General features: G+C 53.9%; 12 protein-coding genes. 7 read left to right on the top strand and 5 right to left on the bottom strand.

Annotation, left to right across the window (positions count from 1 at the left end; genetic code table 11):
- The first annotated feature begins 151 nt into the window (after positions 1 to 151).
- Together G491_RS0116695 and G491_RS34100 are read left to right on the top strand one after the other, a co-directional pair.
- The gene (locus G491_RS0116695; RefSeq protein WP_028315401.1) at positions 152 to 622 is read left to right on the top strand and encodes an OsmC family protein; all 471 of its coding nucleotides are present in this window, start codon (positions 152 to 154) and stop codon (positions 620 to 622) included.
- 343 nt (positions 623 to 965) lie between these two features.
- Positions 966 to 3,155 (top strand): response regulator, encoded by a 2,190-nt coding sequence (locus G491_RS34100; protein WP_051327325.1) that lies wholly within the window; start codon positions 966 to 968, stop codon positions 3,153 to 3,155.
- Here G491_RS34100 and G491_RS0116680 read toward each other — a convergent pair.
- Positions 3,152 to 3,613: a DUF3795 domain-containing protein gene (locus G491_RS0116680; protein ID WP_248635420.1), complete on the bottom strand. Its 462-nt coding sequence runs from the start codon at positions 3,611 to 3,613 to the stop codon at positions 3,152 to 3,154. The two genes, G491_RS34100 and G491_RS0116680, sit on opposite strands and share 4 nt — an antisense overlap.
- A complete protein-coding gene (locus tag G491_RS0116675; RefSeq protein ID WP_028315399.1) occupies positions 3,597 to 6,125 on the bottom strand; it encodes a glycogen/starch/alpha-glucan phosphorylase in 2,529 nt (842 codons plus the stop codon). The genes G491_RS0116680 and G491_RS0116675 overlap by 17 nt, the downstream gene beginning before the upstream one ends.
- A gap of 359 nt (positions 6,126 to 6,484) precedes the next feature.
- Here G491_RS0116675 and G491_RS0116665 point away from each other — a divergent pair, with 359 nt between their 5' ends.
- The 3 genes from G491_RS0116665 to G491_RS0116650 all read left to right on the top strand — a co-directional run bounded on the left by G491_RS0116665 (position 6,485) and on the right by G491_RS0116650 (position 12,100).
- Entirely contained in the window at positions 6,485 to 7,501 is a 1,017-nt protein-coding gene (locus tag G491_RS0116665) for a TRAP transporter substrate-binding protein (protein WP_028315398.1), read from the top strand.
- 47 nt (positions 7,502 to 7,548) lie between these two features.
- Positions 7,549 to 8,583, top strand: coding sequence for a TRAP transporter substrate-binding protein (locus G491_RS0116660; RefSeq protein ID WP_028315397.1), 1,035 nt, complete (start codon positions 7,549 to 7,551; stop codon positions 8,581 to 8,583).
- Between the two features lie 532 nt (positions 8,584 to 9,115).
- Positions 9,116 to 12,100 carry a right-handed parallel beta-helix repeat-containing protein gene (locus tag G491_RS0116650; RefSeq protein ID WP_169829456.1) on the top strand — a complete coding sequence of 995 codons (2,985 nt, stop codon included), beginning with the start codon at positions 9,116 to 9,118 and terminating at the stop codon, positions 12,098 to 12,100.
- 52 nt (positions 12,101 to 12,152) lie between these two features.
- On the opposite strand, the gene G491_RS0116645 is transcribed toward G491_RS0116650, so the two are convergent.
- Complete coding sequence (locus tag G491_RS0116645) at positions 12,153 to 13,373, bottom strand: S41 family peptidase (protein WP_028315395.1); 1,221 nt, start codon at positions 13,371 to 13,373, stop codon at positions 12,153 to 12,155.
- Between the two features lie 231 nt (positions 13,374 to 13,604).
- On the opposite strand from G491_RS0116645, the gene G491_RS0116640 reads away from it, so the two are divergent.
- The gene (locus tag G491_RS0116640; RefSeq protein ID WP_028315394.1) at positions 13,605 to 14,879 is read left to right on the top strand and encodes an acetate/propionate family kinase; all 1,275 of its coding nucleotides are present in this window, start codon (positions 13,605 to 13,607) and stop codon (positions 14,877 to 14,879) included.
- Between the two features lie 428 nt (positions 14,880 to 15,307).
- Complete coding sequence (locus tag G491_RS0116630) at positions 15,308 to 17,644, top strand: C10 family peptidase (protein WP_084511554.1); 2,337 nt, start codon at positions 15,308 to 15,310, stop codon at positions 17,642 to 17,644.
- Between the two features lie 305 nt (positions 17,645 to 17,949).
- Here the strand turns inward: G491_RS0116630 and G491_RS0116625 are convergent, their stop codons facing one another.
- Complete coding sequence (locus G491_RS0116625; RefSeq protein WP_015948643.1) at positions 17,950 to 18,366, bottom strand: MaoC/PaaZ C-terminal domain-containing protein; 417 nt, start codon at positions 18,364 to 18,366, stop codon at positions 17,950 to 17,952.
- Positions 18,367 to 18,380: 14 nt separating this feature from the next.
- Positions 18,381 to 18,872 carry a MaoC family dehydratase N-terminal domain-containing protein gene (locus G491_RS0116620; protein ID WP_028315391.1) on the bottom strand — a complete coding sequence of 164 codons (492 nt, stop codon included), beginning with the start codon at positions 18,870 to 18,872 and terminating at the stop codon, positions 18,381 to 18,383.
- Positions 18,873 to 19,048 lie beyond the last annotated feature (176 nt).

Here is a 19,048-nt window from a genome sequence, read left to right as displayed (position 1 = left end):
ATCGATAAAAGCGATAAGAATATCAAATCTATTTGTTGGACTGGCACAGCCTGTCTATCGTAGGCTCATCCATAGGATCAAAACAAGCATTATCATAATTAATCGCTATTATCGATCAAAAAACCAACCAGGGCAAAAAGGAGGAAAATCAATGCAAGAAGACAGCCAGGAAATGACGGTGGAAGTCATTCACGTGGAAACTCTGGTCCGGCCGGGAGAAAACCGGCGGATTATCGCCCAGGGCCGCGGCCACGAAATCGTGATGGACATGAAGAAGGAAATGATGGGCGACGACTCCGGGCCGACGCCTCCGGAGCTTTTGGCCATGGCGCTGGGAGGGTGCATGGTCAACATAGCCCGAATCATGATGGAGCAAAAAGGGGTGAAGCTGAATGGGCTCCAAGTCGGAGTTTCCGGCCCCATCGATCCGTCCAAGGCCATGGGCTTGGAGTCTTCCAACCCAACGGGCTTCGTCGGGCTGGCGATCCATGTAAAATTGGATGCGGACCTGCCTGAGGTGGAGAGGCAGTCCTTTGAGCAGGAACTCTGCAAGAGGTGCGCCCTGTGCGACACCATCGCAAACCCTGCTCCTTTGGAAATCCAGTTTGGATGGAACAGCTAAACCCAGACCCCGGAGGCCTTTTGTCCAAAGGCATAAACAGGGCGGACCGTTTTTCCCGCCGGCGCCGAGCAATCCTTGCCGGCGCCGGATCGCCCCCCCCTCAAGGCGCATACAAAATATAGGCGCAATATCAAAATATTACATACCGACTTCCGCACGTTTAGCGCCTATCTTTTTTCCAAATTCGCGTCCTGCCTATTCCGCTAAAAAAAATTTGGCTCGAATACTGCATCCAAAATTTTGGGTTTAGGGGATTTTGGCAAAGGCTGACGGTTCCGCCATTTACTGGTGGCTGGATGCGTTATTAAATTCAATGACTAACACGATGATATAATTCCATACCATGTATCAAAAACTGGGCATGTATTGGAGCGCCCTGGAAAGCCGGTTTATGCCGGAACACATTTCCAGGGATGACCCGCTTTCTTTCTGGCGGGAAAGAATTTTGTTCGTCCTCTTTTTCGTAACCACTGTGTTGGGGCCGATTGCGTTGATCCCAAGCGTAATCCTCAGCTTTCAGGTGGATCGCCCCGATATAGCCATCGTAGACATTCTGGCGTATTTCACCGCCGTCTTCCTGCTTTTCTCCGGTAAACGCCTCTCCTTAAAAGCACGGGCCTGGGCCGCTTTCGGCATGTTATATTCCCTTGGCGTGTTTTTGCTTTTTACGCTGGGCTTTCATGGCGCCGGATACATCTGGCTTTTCGGCGCCTCGGTGCTGATGGGCGGCATAGGCGGTATGCGCATGGCCGTCTGGTCTCTTATTATCAACGTACTGTCCATGATCGGCGTAGGCGTTTTTATAGCGTACAAAGCCCCAGGCTGGACGTCTTCCCTGGAGAACCCTGTCAATATCTGGTGGGTCATGACCGTCAATTTTATGTTAATCAGCGCCATGATAACAATCACGGCCACCATCATGCTGGAGGGCCTGAAAAACGCCTTTGACAGGGAAAGGAAAGCGGGGCGCACGCTGGCCGTCAGCCAGGAGAAATACAAATCCTTGCTGGAGACGCTGCCGTACGGCATTCAGGAAATTGACTTGAACGGCCAGGTCAAATTCGTCAACTTGGCTTATCAGAGGGTTAGCGGCTATCTGTATGAGGAACTCGTTGGGACATACGCCTGGGATTTCGCGCCTGATCCCGAAGAATTGGAAGTGCAAAAACGGCGCTTTGATAAAATCAGGGATAACATGCCGCCTCCGCATCCTTTCACCCGGCCCTTTCTTGCCAAAAACGGCGACATATTGGATTTGCAGGTCACCTGGGACTACAGTTACGACCAAGCCGGAAATCTTGAAGGATATTTAACGGTTATTACGGATGTCACGGCGCAGCTAAAGGCGGAGAATATCCGCAAGGATCTGGAGGAACGGCTCAAGCACTCCCAAAGGATGGAATCTATAGGCACGCTTGCCGGCGGAATCGCCCACGACTTTAACAATATTCTCAATTCAATCATCGGATTCACGGAACTGGCCCTGGACGACGCAAAACCCGGCGCTCAGCAGGAGGAATGCCTGCAGGAAGTGCTGAGGGCCGGAACCAGGGCCTCGGGGCTGGTTAAGCAGATTCTGACCTTCGCCAGGAGGGGAAGCGAAGAGCCCAAGCCCGTCCGTGTCAGCAGTATAACCAAAGAGACGCTGCAACTGCTCCGGTCCACCGTGCCGCCCTCCATCAAAATCAAGCAGAATATACAAAGTGAATCCCTGGTCATGGCCGACCCCACTCAGATCCATCAGGTATTGCTGAATCTTTGCACCAATGCAGTCCAGGCCATGGAGGAAAAAGGAGGGCTGCTGCAAGTTGACCTGGCGGACGTTTTGGTGGATGCCGAACTGGCTTCCAGAACTCCCAACCTTCACCCCGGGGAATACCTGAAAATGGGTATAAGGGACACGGGATACGGAATTCCAGCCGACGCCATTCAATCCATTTTCGAGCCCTATTTCACGACCAAGGGTTTCGGCAAAGGCACCGGGCTGGGCCTGGCCGTGGTCCACGGCATTGTGCAGAACTGCGGAGGGGAAATCCTGGCGTCCAGTAAAGTGGGAGGGGGATCGGAATTCACCATTTATCTTCCATTGGTCAAAGGCAAAGCCGAAGCTCTCCCGGAAAACCGGTTCGGCCACGCTCCCAAAGGCAGGGAAAAGGTCCTTTTTGTGGATGACGAGCCTTCCATTGTCAAATTGGGAGGAAAAATGCTCGAACGCCTGGGCTACACAGTCACCACGCACACAAGCAGCCTCCAGGCATTGGAGCTTGTACGGAATAAGCCCAATGGTTTTGATATAGTTATTACGGACATGACCATGCCGGACATGAACGGAGACGTTCTGGCCGCGGAATTGATGAAGATCAGGCCCGACATCCCGGTTATTCTTTGCACGGGATACAGCAATAAAATCACGCCTGAAAAAGCCATGGACATGGGCATAAAGGCCTTTGCCATGAAGCCTCTCGTAAAGTCCGAACTGGCCAAGTCCATCCGCAAGGTCCTTGACGCCCAGCCCAATCAACCGTCAGCCTAATCCGCATCCACCTCCGCCTTACAGTTTCTGCAACGTTTAGCGCCCCGGAACAACTTGTACCCGCATTCAGGGCAATGGTAGCGCTTTTCCTCCTCTTCAACCCACTTTTCCGTTCCCCACTCCCGCCATTGCGGCACGGCTCTCAGCATGACTTTTTTGCCGACGGGCATGGGGAAATTGTTGATGTGGCCGCAAGGAAAGGCGTCGCACTGATAGCACCCCTCAATCCCTTTTTCCACGCAGCATTGCTTAATGGGACAAGAGCGGCAGTACAAAAAAACGTCCTCTTCGTTCTCCGCCATGCACCCTTTACACTTGATATCCTCGGGCCTGGTCCCATAAACGCTGCACAAGCGCTCTTTAAACTTCTCGTTTCCGTCCCGATCCGCATACATGATGCCGCACACGCCGCAATACAAGCCGCACGGCGCCAGCCAATCCTTATTGATCCCCCCCACAATCGCCTCCTCCCTGAGCGTCCGGCGTCTTTCCCTCCCCGCGGGTCACAGTCACCGGCTCGGCTTTCCAAATGTCCTTATTATACTCCGAAATAGTCCTGTCGGACGAAAAAAAGCCCATACGGGCCACGTTCAAGATGCACTTTTTCGTCCACTCCATTTGATCCTTATACAAGGCGTCCACCTGCTCCTGGCATTGGACGTAGGCATGAAAATCGGCCAGATTGAGATACTTATCCCTCCCGAGCAGCATGTCCGACAAAGGATGGAACAAGGCCGGATCTTCCGGGTTGAAGAGCCCCCTGGAAATGTGACTCAAAACGTGCTCCAAAACCTGGTCCCCCAAATAATCCCGGGCATTGTAACGGGACCCAAGTTCCGCCGCTTCTTCGGCGTTCAATCCGAAAATAAAGATGTTGTCATCCCCCACCGCTTCCCGGATCTCCCCATTGGCGCCGTCCGCCGTTCCCACGGTCAAGGCGCCGTTCATGGCGAATTTCATATTGGAGGTGCCCGAAGCTTCATATCCGGCCGTGGAAATCTGCTCCGAAACGTCTGAGGCGGGGAAAATCCGCTCCGCCAGCGACACCCTGTAATTGGGCAGAAAGATCACCTTAAGCAGGTCATTGGTCTGGGGATCTTTGTTGATCATATCCGCCACGTGGCAAATGAACTTGATGATGAGCTTTGCCATGTAATACCCCGGGGCGGCCTTTCCGCCGAAGAAGAAGGTCCGGGGCGCGTAATCCCGAGCCTCGCCCCTTTTGAGGGAAAGCCACCGGTAGACCACGTGGAGGATGTTCAGGGTCTGCCGCTTGTACTCATGGATCCGCTTCACCTGAAAGTCGAATATGGATTCGGGGTTGATTATCTCTCCGGTCATATCCCGCACCAGGGCGGCGAAATCCTCCTTGTTCTCCTGCTTGACGTCCCGCCATTGCTCAATAAAACCCTGGTTCGACGCCTTTTCCGCCAACTTTTCCAATTGAAAAAGATCGGTTACCCAACCTTCCCCAATGGCGCTGGAAATCAAACGGGCAAGCCCGGGATTCGCCGCCGCAAGCCACCTTCTGGGCGTGACGCCGTTGGTCTTGTTGTTAAAACGCTCGGGAAACATCTGGTAGAAATGATTCAGCTCCCTTTCCATCAAAAGGCGGCTGTGGAGCGCCGCAACGCCATTGACGGAGTGGGAGCCCACAATGGCCAGGTGGGCCATGCGCACGCGCTTCTCCTCCCCTTCTCCAATCAGGGAAAGTTGCTTCATTTTATCCGGATTCTCGGGATATCGCAAAGAAACCTGCCGCAAAAAGCGCTTGTTGATTTCGTAAATGATTTCAAGAGGCCGCGGCAGGAGGTTTTCAAACATGGAAACCTGCCATTTTTCCAAGGCCTCGGCCAGCAGGGTGTGATTGGTATATGCGCAAGTTTTGGTTGTGATTTCCCAGGCTTTCTCCCAGGCCAGGTTGTACTCGTCCACCAGAAGGCGCATGAGTTCGGCCACCGCCAGGGACGGATGGGTGTCGTTCATGTGAATGGCGTTTTTAGCTGCAAACTGGTCAAAGTCGTCATGATTGACCAAATAACGGCGAATAATGTCCTGTATGGAGCAGGACACAAAGAAATACTGCTGCTTAAGCCGCAATTCCCGGCCCTGATACACCTGATCGTTGGGATACAACACCTTGGATATGGTCTCGGAGCGATTTTTTTCCTCCACGGCTTTCATATAATCGCCGTGCTGGAAATACTCCAGGTCGAATTCCTTGGAAGCCCTGGCCGACCAGAGCCTCAAGGTGTTGGTCGTCTCATTGGCGTACCCGTTGATGGGCGTATCATAGGCCACGCCGATCACGTCGTTGGTGTCCACCCATTCCGCCCGGATGCTTCCGTCCGGCTGGCGAACGTGTTCGACCCGCCCCTGAAAGCGCACCCGCTGCGTCTTTTCCGGCCTGGCGATCTCCCAGGGATTGCCGTACTGAAGCCAGTTTTCAGGGCATTCCACCTGTTCCAGCCCCCTGATTTCCTGATCGAAGATGCCGAATTCGTAGCGTATTCCATAGCCGTAAGCGGGGATGCTCAGGGTGGCCATGGAATCCAGGAAGCAGGCCGCCAGCCTGCCCAGGCCCCCGTTGCCAAGCCCCATGTCCGGCTCCTGCTCCAGAATGCTTTTAAAATCCACGTGCACGGCGTTCATGGCCTCTACGGTCTGCTCGTACATGCCCAAATTGATAAGGTTGTTGGTCATGACCCGGCCCATGAGGTATTCAGCCGATAGATAGTAGACCCGCTTCACGTCCTGCTCATAATAGACTTCCTGGGTGCGAATCCAGCGCTCCACAAGCCTGTCGCGGATGGATAGGGCCAAGGAGGTGTACATGTCGCGCAAGGTGGCTGTGTATTGATCCTTGGATAGAGAATATTCCAGGTGGTTGGCGAAGGCGAGTTGAATGCTTTCCGGGTCCATCCCCTTTTTGAACCGGCCCCAACTTTGAAACAATGCGCTGTTCTTCATGCGGCATCTCCCAGTATACAGGCGTTAACGGACAAGGGTTTATGTGCATCAAGCACGGTTTTAGTGCATTTAATCATGGGGCGTGGCGCGTGGGCAAGTTTTTTATGGGCGCCCCCCAGCCGGCGGCCTTTCCCGAAAGGATTCATAAGGAAAGCATGGGTTTCAGGGGCGCTGTCTAAACCGGAGCGGCATTGAACTGCCCATTGACTGTATATAAATAATACCAGGAGATATAATCCTAATTTAAAGGATATAAACTATTATTATTGACTCTACAGTCAAGATATGAGAGCCTTAATTTTCAGAGACGCATTTCTGGCCTTGATTATCAAAAATTGGAACTGTTTAAGGAGACTGTCATGAAAGCTAGAAGTCTTTTTTGGGCCGTGCTTTCCATCGTGTGCCTCACTTTGGCTGCGCCCGGGTATGCTTCGGCTGCAGAGGTGGTGTGGAAAGCAGGGACGCTGGTGCCCAAGGGGGTGGGCTACGCCAATCAAATTCAAAACATTTTAAATCCCGGCCTGGCCAAGGCTACGGACGGCCAGGTGTTTTTAAAGGTGTACTACGGCGGTGTGATGGGGGACGACGAGGACTATTTAAAAAAAATGCGCATAGGCCAGTTGCAAGGCACCGGCACATCGGTGCAGGGCGCGTTGATGGTCTGTCCGGAGATGGGCGCCGTCAACCTTCCCATGATGTTCAAAAACTGGGAGGAAGTGGATTACATCAAAAAGAAAATGTACCCGGTTTATGACGGGGTCTTGAATGACAAGGGTTTTAAGCTGATTTTGTGGCTGGATCAGGGGTTTGACCAGTTTTATTCCGTAAAGTTCCCTTTGGACGCCATGGATCAGTTTAAAAAGGTCCGCTTTGTCACCTGGTGCGGCGACATTGAAGAGGAGTTTTTCACCGCAATAGGCGCCACCGCCATTCCGGTTAACGCTCCTGAGCTGAACACATCCCTGCGGCAAGGCCTGGCGGACGCTTACATAGGCCCCCCAATATGGGCGTTGTCCACCCAGATGTATTCGGTGGTAAGATATATCAGCGCACTCAACGTGCGGTACTCTCCCAGCGTGTTCATTATTACCATGGAAGCCTGGGAAGCCCTGTCGCCCCAGCAGCAGCAAAACATCATGGCCGCCCGGGAGCAGTGGCAAACGGATTTTTGCGAGGGTTCCAGGCAGGACAACGATAAATGCCTGGAAGCCATGTTCAAATATGGAGTTACGAAGGTTGAAATGAGCCCGAACATGGAACACGCCTTGTACGCCGCGGTCAGGCCTCTATGGGACGAGCTGGTGGGCGAATATTATTCCCAAGAGATCCTGGACGAGATCGTGGACAATTTGGACGAATTCAGACAAAGCCAATAGGCTTGCCCGGCCGCAAAGCCGCATTTTTTATATTGCGAGGGGGAAAGATGCCGAAAAAACAAGTCGCCTGTGCGCTGGTCCTGCTTACGTTTGTCGCGCTGATCCTGTTTCCCGGGTCAGCATATTCCGGAACCTATGAATATATCTGGAAGTCCGGCTCCTTGGTTCCGAAAGGGGTTGGCTACGCAACCCAGATCAATCAAATTTTCGTCCCCGGCCTTTTGGGGGCTACGGACGGGAAACTCATCCTGAAAACCTATTTCGGCGGAATCATGGGGGACGATGAAGACGTCTTGAAAAAGGTGCAAGCCGGCCAACTTGAGGCTGCGGGATCGGGAGCGCAGCTTGCATTCATGGTCTGCCCGGATCTGGGCGTCACCAGCCTGCCTTTCTTGTTCAACAGCTATGACGAGGTGGATTACATCCGCAAGGCCATGTATCCGGCCTTTGATGAAATCACCCAAAGCAGAGGCCTTAAGCTCCTTTTATGGCTGGATCAGGGCTTTGACCAGATTTATTCCGTGGACAAGCCCATCGCCTCGCTGGAGTCCTTTGAAAACATAAAGTTTCTCACCTGGTGCGGCGACATTGAAGTCTCGTTTATTGAAACCATGGGCGCTTCCGCCGTCCCGGTGGATGTTCCCGAATTCAACGCCGGCATACGGCAAGGCGTTGCAGAGGCTTATATCGGCCCTCCCATATGGGGTGTATCCACTCAGATGTACTCCGTGCTCAGGTACGTCAACACTACCAATGTCAGATACTCTCCGGCCGTTTTCGTGGTCTCCATGGAAGCATGGAACGCCTTGCCCGCAGAGTATCAAAAACGCATTTCCGCCCAGCGAGAAAGTTGGCAGACTCCTTTTATTGAAGGCTCCAGGGCCGACAATAAAAAATGCCTGGAAGCCATGCTCAAATACGGCGTGCAAAAAGTGGAAACGCCGCCGGAAGTGCTTGAAGCGCTTAAAAGAAAATCCCGGCCCATTTATGACAAAATGGCGGACAGGGTTTATTCCAGAAAAATTTTAACCCGGACCGAACGCCTGCTTGAGGAGTATAGAGCCTCCCATGCAGGAGGTTAAGCATCTTGCCGTGGACTTGGACCGGAATTTCAAAAGAAAACGGCTGACAAACATTTTTGAACAACAGTAAGCATTAGAAAGGGGGGAGCCGTTAAGGAATGGCTTCCCCCATTTTTACTATGCCCGGCATCTAGGAAGAAAAAACAAGGGCGTTTCTGAACAATGATAAGCAATCCACCGAAAATACTGAAAATAACCGTCCATACCCGCCGAATTATCCGGATTTAACCAAAATCTCATTGCTTAAAATGTGAAAGGGATCACACGCACAAGCAATCCCGCCAAATCAATTCATTGGAAAGGTCCGCTTTTATATCCAAAATAAGTAGTAAAAACTGGCGCTTAATAGCAACCGCACAGAAAGGGCGATTTAAGATTTGGATGAGCTTCAACCTGGCCTTTGCCGCTCAAAAATTTCTCACTTGCATTATAACGTCACTTGATTTAGCTCTATTGGAGCTTCAAATTTACAATTTCCACCACATTACAAACCAACTAACGTTGCGAACGTTTTCCTATGCAAGGAGGGACCATGAATTCCACAGACTTCTCCCGGGCCACTCTACGTGCATTTGCGTCTTTGGCGGTTATTGCATTAGCTATGGTCTTTTTTCCCGCCCAGGGTTTTTGCGATTATTACACCCCCGGCGGAGGAACGACTTACACCCTGGACCAATTGGTGGGCCTTTCCGGCGGGGTTGTGACCGGTGAAAGCCCCAATTATCAATTGAACGACGATCTCATCATTAATGAAGGGGACGCGTTAAACATTTCCCCTGCCGTGGAAACCACCTTGGTTATCTCCTATAACGTTACGCTGGTGATCTCAGGAACCCTGCAGGTTCAGGGATCGGAAGAAAGCCCTGTCGTCTTCACTGGGATAGAGCGAAAAGGGGGGGGCGCATGGGATACAATCTACGTGACCGGAAACGGCTCGGTGAACATGAGCTACGCCCAGGTATACGGCGCCGAATGCGGCTTGTACTTAGTGAACATTACTCCTACTGCGCCGGGCAGCGTGATAGATCATTGCTCGTTTGAAAACTGTGAATGGCCAGGCATTGAATTGAAGAACTACGACGCTCCCAGTTTCACCCTGACCAACTCCATTCTCGCCCAAAATGGCGAAGACGGATTGACCCTGGAGGGCGTATGGCAATCGGCCGTCACGGTTACCGGCAACTGGTTTCATGACAATGGATGGGCCGGCATTTTTGTGTATGAAGGAAGCCAGAATCTTTTGATCCAGGGCAATGCGTTCACCAGCAATGCTAATTACGGCATTGAAGCCGCTGTCGGCGGCCCCAATATGCAAGTCCTTAATAACCTGATTTATGACACTTATGGGACCGGCATCGCCCTTAACACAGGATCTTATTACTTGAACAAGGACGAGACAGACTTTTATACGGCGGGAGAACAGGCTGTCATTCAGTCCAACGTCATCATAGGCAGCCAGGATGAAGGCATCTACTCCTACTATTCTTCCGGCCACAATATCTCCAACAACGTCATCGCCGACAATGCTGCGGGCATCTATCTGGAAAACTCCTGGAACGACCTCGTCGCCGTCAACACCATCGGCGAATGCACCCTGGACGACTCTCTGTTCTCCCTGGATTCTTTGGATCTGCCTTTTTCGTACGGCGACGGTTTGGAAGTCGAAGTCCTTGGCGGCCCCCTTGACGACAGGGATGTTGAGGCCAATGCAGGCCCCGGCATTGTTGTGGAAGATTCCATTCCCGGCCTGGGCGCCGAACCCGCGGAATATGGCTGGATTGAAGTGAACACGACCAACGCCGACAATTGGGCGGCCTACCAGGAGCCCATAAAACAGGATGAGGACCTGGACGACTATCCCATGGAAGAAGCCGCCATTGGCTTCGACTTCCCCGTGTCCTACACGGCTGCAACCGGCGTGGAGTACTATACCCATTTTTCCATGACTTCCAACGGAATCGTGGAACTGGCCGCTCAGCAATACGGAACCGAGGGGATCTGGGATTACGAGAGCAGGGGGTATTTCACCAATTATTATTCGGAGTACACCCTGTTGTTCGCAAACTCCGACGACTGGGTGGACACAGGCGATGCCGTTTACGAAACCCACAACGGCCAGCAAGTGCGCATGAACGGCTTTGGATACCGCCATTTCCAGGCAGGAGATGTGGACGGAGACGGCAAAACCGTGCCCGAAGAATGCCTGGTTCTCCGGTGGTACATGCAGCACTGGGTGGACGCCTATTACGCCGTGGGCGCCGCCCCGATCTGGAACGACTTTCAGGTGATCATCTATCCCGACGGCCGCATCCGCTGGAACAACAAGGCGGAAAACGCCCATGGCATCACCTTCAGCAACTATTGCGGCCTGTACGCCGGCTACAACGAAACGCCCTTTGAAATCATGGCGGTCAACGATCCCCAGTCCAAAACGTCTTATCTGTTCGATCCCGCCAAAGCCAGGAAGACCACCAATCAGATCTTGGGCAACACCATGATCAACAACGCGGCAAACGTTTCGCAGCCCAAGGCTCCGATTGAAGACGGTGATGACATTCCCTTTGTTATGACAGGCGGAACGTGCCTACACAACGCCCTTTTTGTGGACATGAGATCCAATACCATAAAATCGGACATCATGTGCCTGCAACTGAACGGAAGCGGACCTTTATCCGCAACCGTCAACTTTAACAACATTATTTCCTATGGGGATTTTGAACGGAAGGGGGCGGCGCCCGGATGGATCAGTGTGGAAAACAACACAAACTATACTGTGGACGCCCGCTACAACTACTGGGACGCCTACGGAGACCCGGACGCCTATTTGAACGGCGACGTTTGGATCGACCCCTGGCTGACCTCCGCCGTTCCCGATCCGGAGGAATCCGGCATCCTGCTGTATTATCCCTTTAACGTGGATTCCAACGGCGCGGTGATCACCGTCACCTCCGGGATGTATCCGGGCATGTCTTTGGTCTTCCCTCAGGGCGCCGTGGATTACCAGGAGGAGCCCCTTCGGAAAGCAGGCAGCATAACCGTCACCCCGGGCATCACGTTCACCGTGGGCGAACTTTTGCCCGAACCGGCATTGCCCTCGTATATCCAAGGGGTGGGAAAACCCTTTGTTTTCACCCCCAGCGGACAAACCTTCAGTACGCCCATTACCATCACCATGCCCTACAAGGGCTATACCGCACCGACGCTCGTGTATTATTTCGACACGGTGAGCCTGACCTGGAAAACGGACGGGATCACAGTGGTCAGCGTGAATGAGAAAAATCGAACCGTCACCTTCACCACGACGCACTTCACCGTATTCGCTGCTGGCCTGACAAAATCCGCGGGCGGCGGCGATGACGATAATCCGCCCTACCACTACCACCGCGGCGAATGGAACGATGATCACTTTGTAGATTGCTTTGTGGACAGCCTGGGAGGCGCTGGAAGCCTCCCCTTCATTCCGGCGGCACTGGCCATGTTGCTCGCCGCTTTGGGCCTGCGCCGCAAGCAAACCTGACAAGCGTAAAATGCTATGAGGGGGAGGGCCTTATGGGCCTTTCCGCTTTTTTTTACCGCAGCAATAATTTATGGGCCGTGATCAGGGCCACGTCCTTTTTCATCCTCTGGGCGGGCGGGAGCTTGCGCAGCCCCGCCAGGGTCTTTTCGTCCTGCTCCACCAAAAAGTCCGGCGCCAGGCCCCGGCCCTGCCAGGATTGCATGCCGGGCGAATACATGGCCCCGGTTATGAATTTCAACCGGCATCCGTTTTCCAGGGTGAAGGTTTTTTCAAACACGCCTTTTCCGTAGGTTCTGGTTCCCACAATGACCGCTTTGCCGTTGTCCCGCAACGAAGCAGCCAGGATTTCAGCAGACGAGGCCGTGCGTTGGTTCACCAGGATAATACATTCAAAATTAAAGGGATTTTTATTGTTGGAGATGTAATTGGCTTTTTGCGTGTCCCGCTTTAAAGTCCGCAAAACCACGGCTTTTTCGGGCAGAAACAATTCCGCGCACGCCAGGGCCTGCATAAAAACGCCGCCCGGGTTGTCCCGCATGTCGATAATCAAACGGGTGATGCCCTGCTCTTCAAGGGCGCCCAGCTCCTCGGCCAGTTTGTCGGACAATCCCGCGGAAAAGCGCTTGATCTCCAGAAGAGCCACGGAGTTGTCCAAGGCAGTGGCCTTGACGTTCTCCGCCTCCACCTTTTCGTGGGTGAGGGTGACGTTGAAAATCTTAATGTCCCGATTCACCGTCAGCTCCACCTGGTCCCCTTCTTCGCCGGCCAGCAAGGCCTGAACCTCTGCCACGCTCTTGCCCTTTAACGGCGTCTTGTTGATGCGAAGAATGCGGTCCAGAGGCTGGAGAATGTCCGCCGCCGGAGACCCGGGGCTCACCTCCTCCACATCCAGGCTTCCCTCCTTGGGGTTGAACGTGCTCTGAAAACCCAGAGACACCTGCACACCGGTGAGGGATTCCAAGATATGCTCGTATTGCCCGGCGGTCCAGATTTTTGCCAACTCCGGATTCTTGGGCGGAGAGATATAACGCAGCATGCCCTGGATGGCGGCCCAGTACAAGGCGTCCTCGCTGATGCCGGCGGTGTAATAGTTTTCCAGGATCAAGTCTTTCGCTTCCTGGAAGGTTTTTTGGGCCTGGGGAAAATCGTGCTTCAGTTCAATGGGGAAAAGAGGTTCAAAAGCGGAATCCGTTCCGGCGGGGGAAGGGCAGGCGATCAACAGAATGCTGATCGCTGCAACGAGAAAAACAAGGGGCCTTTTCCTGATCGTCATGTTTCGTCTCCCAATTTAGGTCAAAGGCTTTATGGTCCCGGTCTTTGTAAATCTTTCTTTATGGACGGGTCAACCTGCAATCTTTTCCAGCGGCCTAACATCCGGTTGACTCGCCGGTCATTCTGGAGTAATTTTTATAAGACCACGGGTCATTTAGGCCGCCCCTCGGGCGCCATGAACCCGCAAAAAGGCGCTATTTTAATAAAAAACGGCCGGGCAGGTAATTCAATCATGAAAGTCTTAGTCATCAATACAGGCAGTTCCTCCATCAAATACGAATTTTTCGCCATGGAAGCCGAACAAAGGCTGGCCGGCGGCATTGTGGAAAAAATCGGAGAAGGCATCAGCGCCGTAACCCACGAAAAAATCCTTGAGAACGGCGAAGTTCTCAAACTCGAAGAGCAGGGGCTTATTCCGGACCATGAGCACGGCCTGAAAAGAGTGGTGGAGCTGTTGCGCCATCCTGAATACGGGGTGGTTAAAGACAAAAGCGAAATCCAGGCTGTTGGCCACCGGATCGTCCATGGAGGCGATAAACTGACTGAGACCATGGTGATCGATGACAAGGTGATCGAAGAATTGAAGGAGACGGTTCCCCTGGCGCCGCTTCACAACCCCGGATGCATCCTGGGCATTGAGGTGGCCAGGGCCGTATTCACCAACGCCGTGCACGTGGCGGTTTTCGACACCGCCTTTCACCGCACAATTCCGCCTTACGCCTTTATGTACGCCCTGCCCTGGGACATGTATAAAAAGCACAAGGTGCGGAAATACGGCTTTCATGGAACCTCCCACGCCTACGTTGCGGAGCAGGCGGCGGGCTATCTTGGCAAAAAGCCCGAGGAGGTCAACCAAATCACCATCCACCTGGGCAACGGAGGCAGCATGGCCGCCGTCCAAGGCGGAAAATGCGTGGACACCACCATGGGCATGACTCCGCTTGCAGGCCTGGTCATGGGCACAAGATGCGGAGACATCGACCCCGCCGTTCTGTTTTACCTGGGCAAGCGCCTGGGCATGAACCTGAGGGAGCTGGACATTCTCCTGAACAAGGAAAGCGGACTCAAAGGCTTGTGCGGAACCAACGACATGCGGGAGCTTTTGAAGAAAAAGAGAACCGGAGACTTCCACGCCAGCCTTGCCTTGGAAATGTACGCCTATCGCATAAAAAAATACATTGGGGCCTACATGGCCGTTATGGGAGGCCTGGACGCTATTGTGTTCACCGCAGGCGTCGGCGAGAACTGCGCGGAAGTCCGCAGCCTGTCCTGCCAGGGCTTGGAGACCTTCGGCATTGCCATGGACGACGAGAAAAACCGCGCCCCCGGCCGGGGCGCCCGGCGAATCAGCACGGACCAGTCGCCGGTAAAAATTATTGTAGTTCCCACTAACGAAGAGCTGCGCATCGCCCAGGAAACCCGGCGGGTGGTGGGCGCGGCGTCTTTTAGGCGATATCCCTCAAGTTCGAAAAGCGCGGAGTTTTCCGCAGACACGGAAACCGCCTGATCTTTCGGTGTTGGGGAGAACGATTTCGCGGGGACACGATACTTATCTCCACACTCTCGCTCGGTAAATTGCATGACTGTCGGGGAGATAAGGTCATGTCCCTGAAAATCATAGGCTCCCTTGGAGTTTCCGTTAACCTCGGAAGACCGTCATCCCGGCAAGGGCGATCCGCTTTTCAGGATCGTCCGCAAGCCGGGTCCCAGCGTCATTCCTGGACTCGAACAAGAATATGATTACTTGTTTGAAGGCGCCTTGGTATAAAGCATTAGCCTTAATTGCGCCCGGGAAAAATAACCGGACCATAAAATTTACAACCAATATAGCCCCCCCTGCCGCCTGCCCCTGTTTAATGAATTATTAGCTTGTTCCCATCCTGCTGTTTTGTTAGTCTTTATCCACCGACGATCCAAAACAGGAAAGGAGGCGCCATGCGCGTATACCCATTTCTTACTCGGGGCGGACGACTGAGTAATCTTGTATTCACAGCCATCTTTCTGGCTGGAATTCTTACAATGGCCGCCTCGGCCTGGGCCGAACCCGTCAACGAAACCCTGGCCCGTGAGGTCGCCGGAAATTTCCTGGGATATATTCAATCCGGGCGCTCCATCAGCGCCGTGGAGCCCACGCCGGAATCAGGGAAAACGGTCGGCTACGTAGTGACGCTTTCGCCCAGAGGTTACATCCTTGTGGCCGGAGATACGGTGCGCGTCCCGGTCAAGGCGTATTCCCTCAACGCCTCCTTTTCCGGTCTGCCTCCCGCTTATATTAAGGTACTGCTTGATGAGTTGGAAATTCCGGAAGCAGCCGTCAAAAGCGGGCTGGACGAATCCACTAACGCCTCTTATTGGGACTTCCTCTCCAGCGCCCGCAAGGCAGGGTTTAAGGACTACACCCCGGATACTTATCTACTGACCACCCAATGGAACCAGGACTGCCCATACAATAAATTCAACCCCCGGGTGGACGGACAACCCACCCTCACCGGATGCACCCAGACCGCCTTGGGTCAAATCATGCGCTATCACGCCCATCCGGACTCGGGGTCGGGGGTGTTCAACCATACCTGGAACAGCCAGACGCTCACGGCGGTCATGAACAGGCCTTTCAACTGGGCGGCCATGCCCAATAAGATCAACGGATCGGCCCCCGTTTACCAGCAGGACGAGGTGGCGGCCCTCATGCGGGATTTGGGCATTCTCAATGAAGCGAATTTCGGAATAGATGGAACCGGGGCGGCTTTCAACCGAGATGCTTTCCAGCGCGCCTTTGGCTACGCCCCCATTTACGACAAGTACATCACGGACGCGGACTTTTTCTCCACCCTTCGGGGCGAAATAGATAACCTGAGGCCCGTGCTCCTTTCCATGCCCGGACACATGACCGTCGCGGACGGCTACGCCTCGGACGGCGCGGGAAAACGCATTCACGTGAACCTGGGCTGGGGTGGAAGCTACGATGATTATTATACACTGGATCAAAGCAACACGATCGGCTACTACATATTCCCCCCCAATCACACTATTTATTACAATATCCAACCCTGCCAGGGGGGTGAATGCAATCCCTACCCTCCCCTTGGCGGCGGCAATGGGCCGGTGATCGACCCGCCCCCGGAAGACATGGTTATTGACCAGGAAACCGTCGTAAGGCTGGAAGCCTACGACCCGGACGGCGACGCCGTAACCCTGGACGCTCTGTCCTCCTGCCAGGGCGATCTGCAGGCGCAGATGGACGCCAATCTTCTGACCCTCACACCCGCGGGAACGGATTTTTTCTGTGAAGTGACAGTCAACGCCCAGGATCAGGACGGCAGCCTGGAAGAAAAATTCAAGGTCCTGTGCCTGGATGAAAAGATCTATCTGGGCTCCGAATTCGATTTATGCGGCCAGTTCGCCAATGGCGCCGAAGTGGATTCCTTCACCGTGTATATGGACGGGACTTCCTCCCTCAGCGGCTACCGGGGCTATACCAATCAGGCGTTTTTCATTTGGGTGGAAAACGAAAGCGGCCAGACCGTGATCGCGGCGGATGCCAACCCCATCACGGGAACCCTTGCCGCCGGTTTTTACACGGTCAAGGCTTCCCTGGACCATCCCACGTCAGGAGCCTACTACCCATATGAAGAAGATTACAGCTCCTACATCATCACGGTCACGTGCCCCGAAACCACCTACACGGTTTCCGACCTGGCCGCGGACCTGGGAATCTCCCTGAATACGGATACGGACGAAGACGGCCTGGATGACATTGTGGAATCCGGGGGGTGTACGGATCTCAACGACGCAGACTCGGACGACGACGGAATCCCGGACGGAACCGAAGACGCCAACCACAACGGACAGCAGGACCCCGGAGAAACCAATCCCTGCAACCCGGACAGCGACGATGACGGCATCCTGGACGGGACCGAACTGGGATACACCGCGGGAACGGCGGACACGGCCCCGGGCGTTTTTGTTGCGGACGCCGACCCCTCGACCGCTACCAATCCCCTGGAAGCGGATTCCGACGGCGACGGCGTATCCGACGGCGATGAAGACGCCAACCACAACGGCATGATGGAGGTGGGAGAAACCGATCCAAACCGCAAGGCGGGCGATATCACGGGAGACGGGGTTCTAAGCCTGGAAGACATAGGATTGCTCCTGCGGGCGCTTTCCGGCGCCGATGCACTCCCTGCCTCGGCAATCCTGGCCGATGCGGATGGAGACGGCGTCCTGGCTTTAAACGAGGCCCTGCTCATTCTCCAGCAATTGGCCAAGTAATCCCCCCACACACCCAAATTCGTTCCAGGCAAAAGCAAAACGCGCCGCCGGGCATTCGGCGGCGCATTTTTATGGTGAGACGGCGCGTCAATGGCATTAAAAACGCGCACACTGGGAATCCGGGGCGGAGCGGCCTGGAAGTGTACGAAATATAACGCAGCAAAAAATTACTGACGCTGCTATCAGCCCCCGCCGTTCCCAAAAGGAGAATCGCCCTTAACTGAGACTATTGGCCCGGCTCCGCCCCGCAGTAAAACCTAATCAGATGAAACCATCACAACAAAACGGCCTGCAATCGAAATCGTTTATTTAAAAGCCACAACAACAAGGCCGGGGGTGGTGTTTTTGCCTTCGGGATTTTCCGTCCAGACGGAAAGCTCCACCAGTTTTTCGCCATTTTCCTCAAACTTGCGCACCACGCTTCCCTTGCAGGTGATTTCCTGGTCCGGAAAATCCATGCCCCTGTACTGGCAGGACATTTTTTTGATGCGGCCTGCATGGCCCAACCAGTTGGAGACGCATTCGCCGATGGTAGCGTACTTAAAGCGTCCGTGGACAATAATGGAGCCGATGGCCTTGGATTGAAAAAAGTTATAGTCATGGTGCAAGGGGTTGAAATCCCCGGAGCCGGCTGCGTATTTGACAAGCTGGGTGACCCCCGGGCATTTTTTTAGTTCCGGGATCAGGTCTCCTTCGTTGATTGCTTCCCACGTAATTGCCATGCTGTACCTCCCTCCTAGTAGAGAATGACCTGGGCGCGCTGAATGGCGGCGACCTTGCCTTCCTGGTTGGTATAGGTGGCCTCAGCGCTCATGATGAGCATGGTCCCCAGCCCTTTGCTTTCCTTGGTGGCCAGGCCAGCCAGTTTGTTTACGCAGGTGAGGGTGTCGCCGGCGCAAATGTCTTCAAAATATTCGGTTTCCGTTCCTCCGTCCAACAACCCGGACAGACCGTGCTCCAGGGGAGGTTGGTATCCTGGAGGAAAGGGCAGGTATTCATCGCTCTGGCCAGGGATGAAAATCGCCGTGCCCAGATAGGACGGAGGCGCGGGAAGGTCGCGGTAGCCGGCGGCTTTTGCCGCTTCCACGTCATAATACACCAGATCGGTGTAGCCCACGCCCCTGGCGAAGGCCCGCACGCTGGTGGCGGTCACTTCAAAGTCCCAAGGGGCGGATTCCCAGCCCACGAGAGCCTGCATTTCTTCCGTAATTTGGAAATTCTCAGCCATGAAAATGACCTCCTTTCCAGAGGCCGCCCGGCCCTATGATTACCATGGGCCGCGGCCATGCTTGATTTCAGGGGACGCGAACCTTATCTCACGCTTTCAATTTTGAAAAAAATCACATCACAGAGATAAGGTCGTGTCCCCGAAATCGTATTTATACGGGCGCACATATTGTGCGC

Origin of the sequence: Desulfatibacillum aliphaticivorans DSM 15576 (genome assembly GCF_000429905.1) — a bacterium.
In the GTDB taxonomy this organism is placed as follows: Bacteria; Desulfobacterota; Desulfobacteria; order Desulfobacterales; family Desulfatibacillaceae; genus Desulfatibacillum; species Desulfatibacillum aliphaticivorans.
Note: the sequence above shows the minus strand (reverse complement) of the source record. Positions and strands in the feature narration are given on the sequence as shown.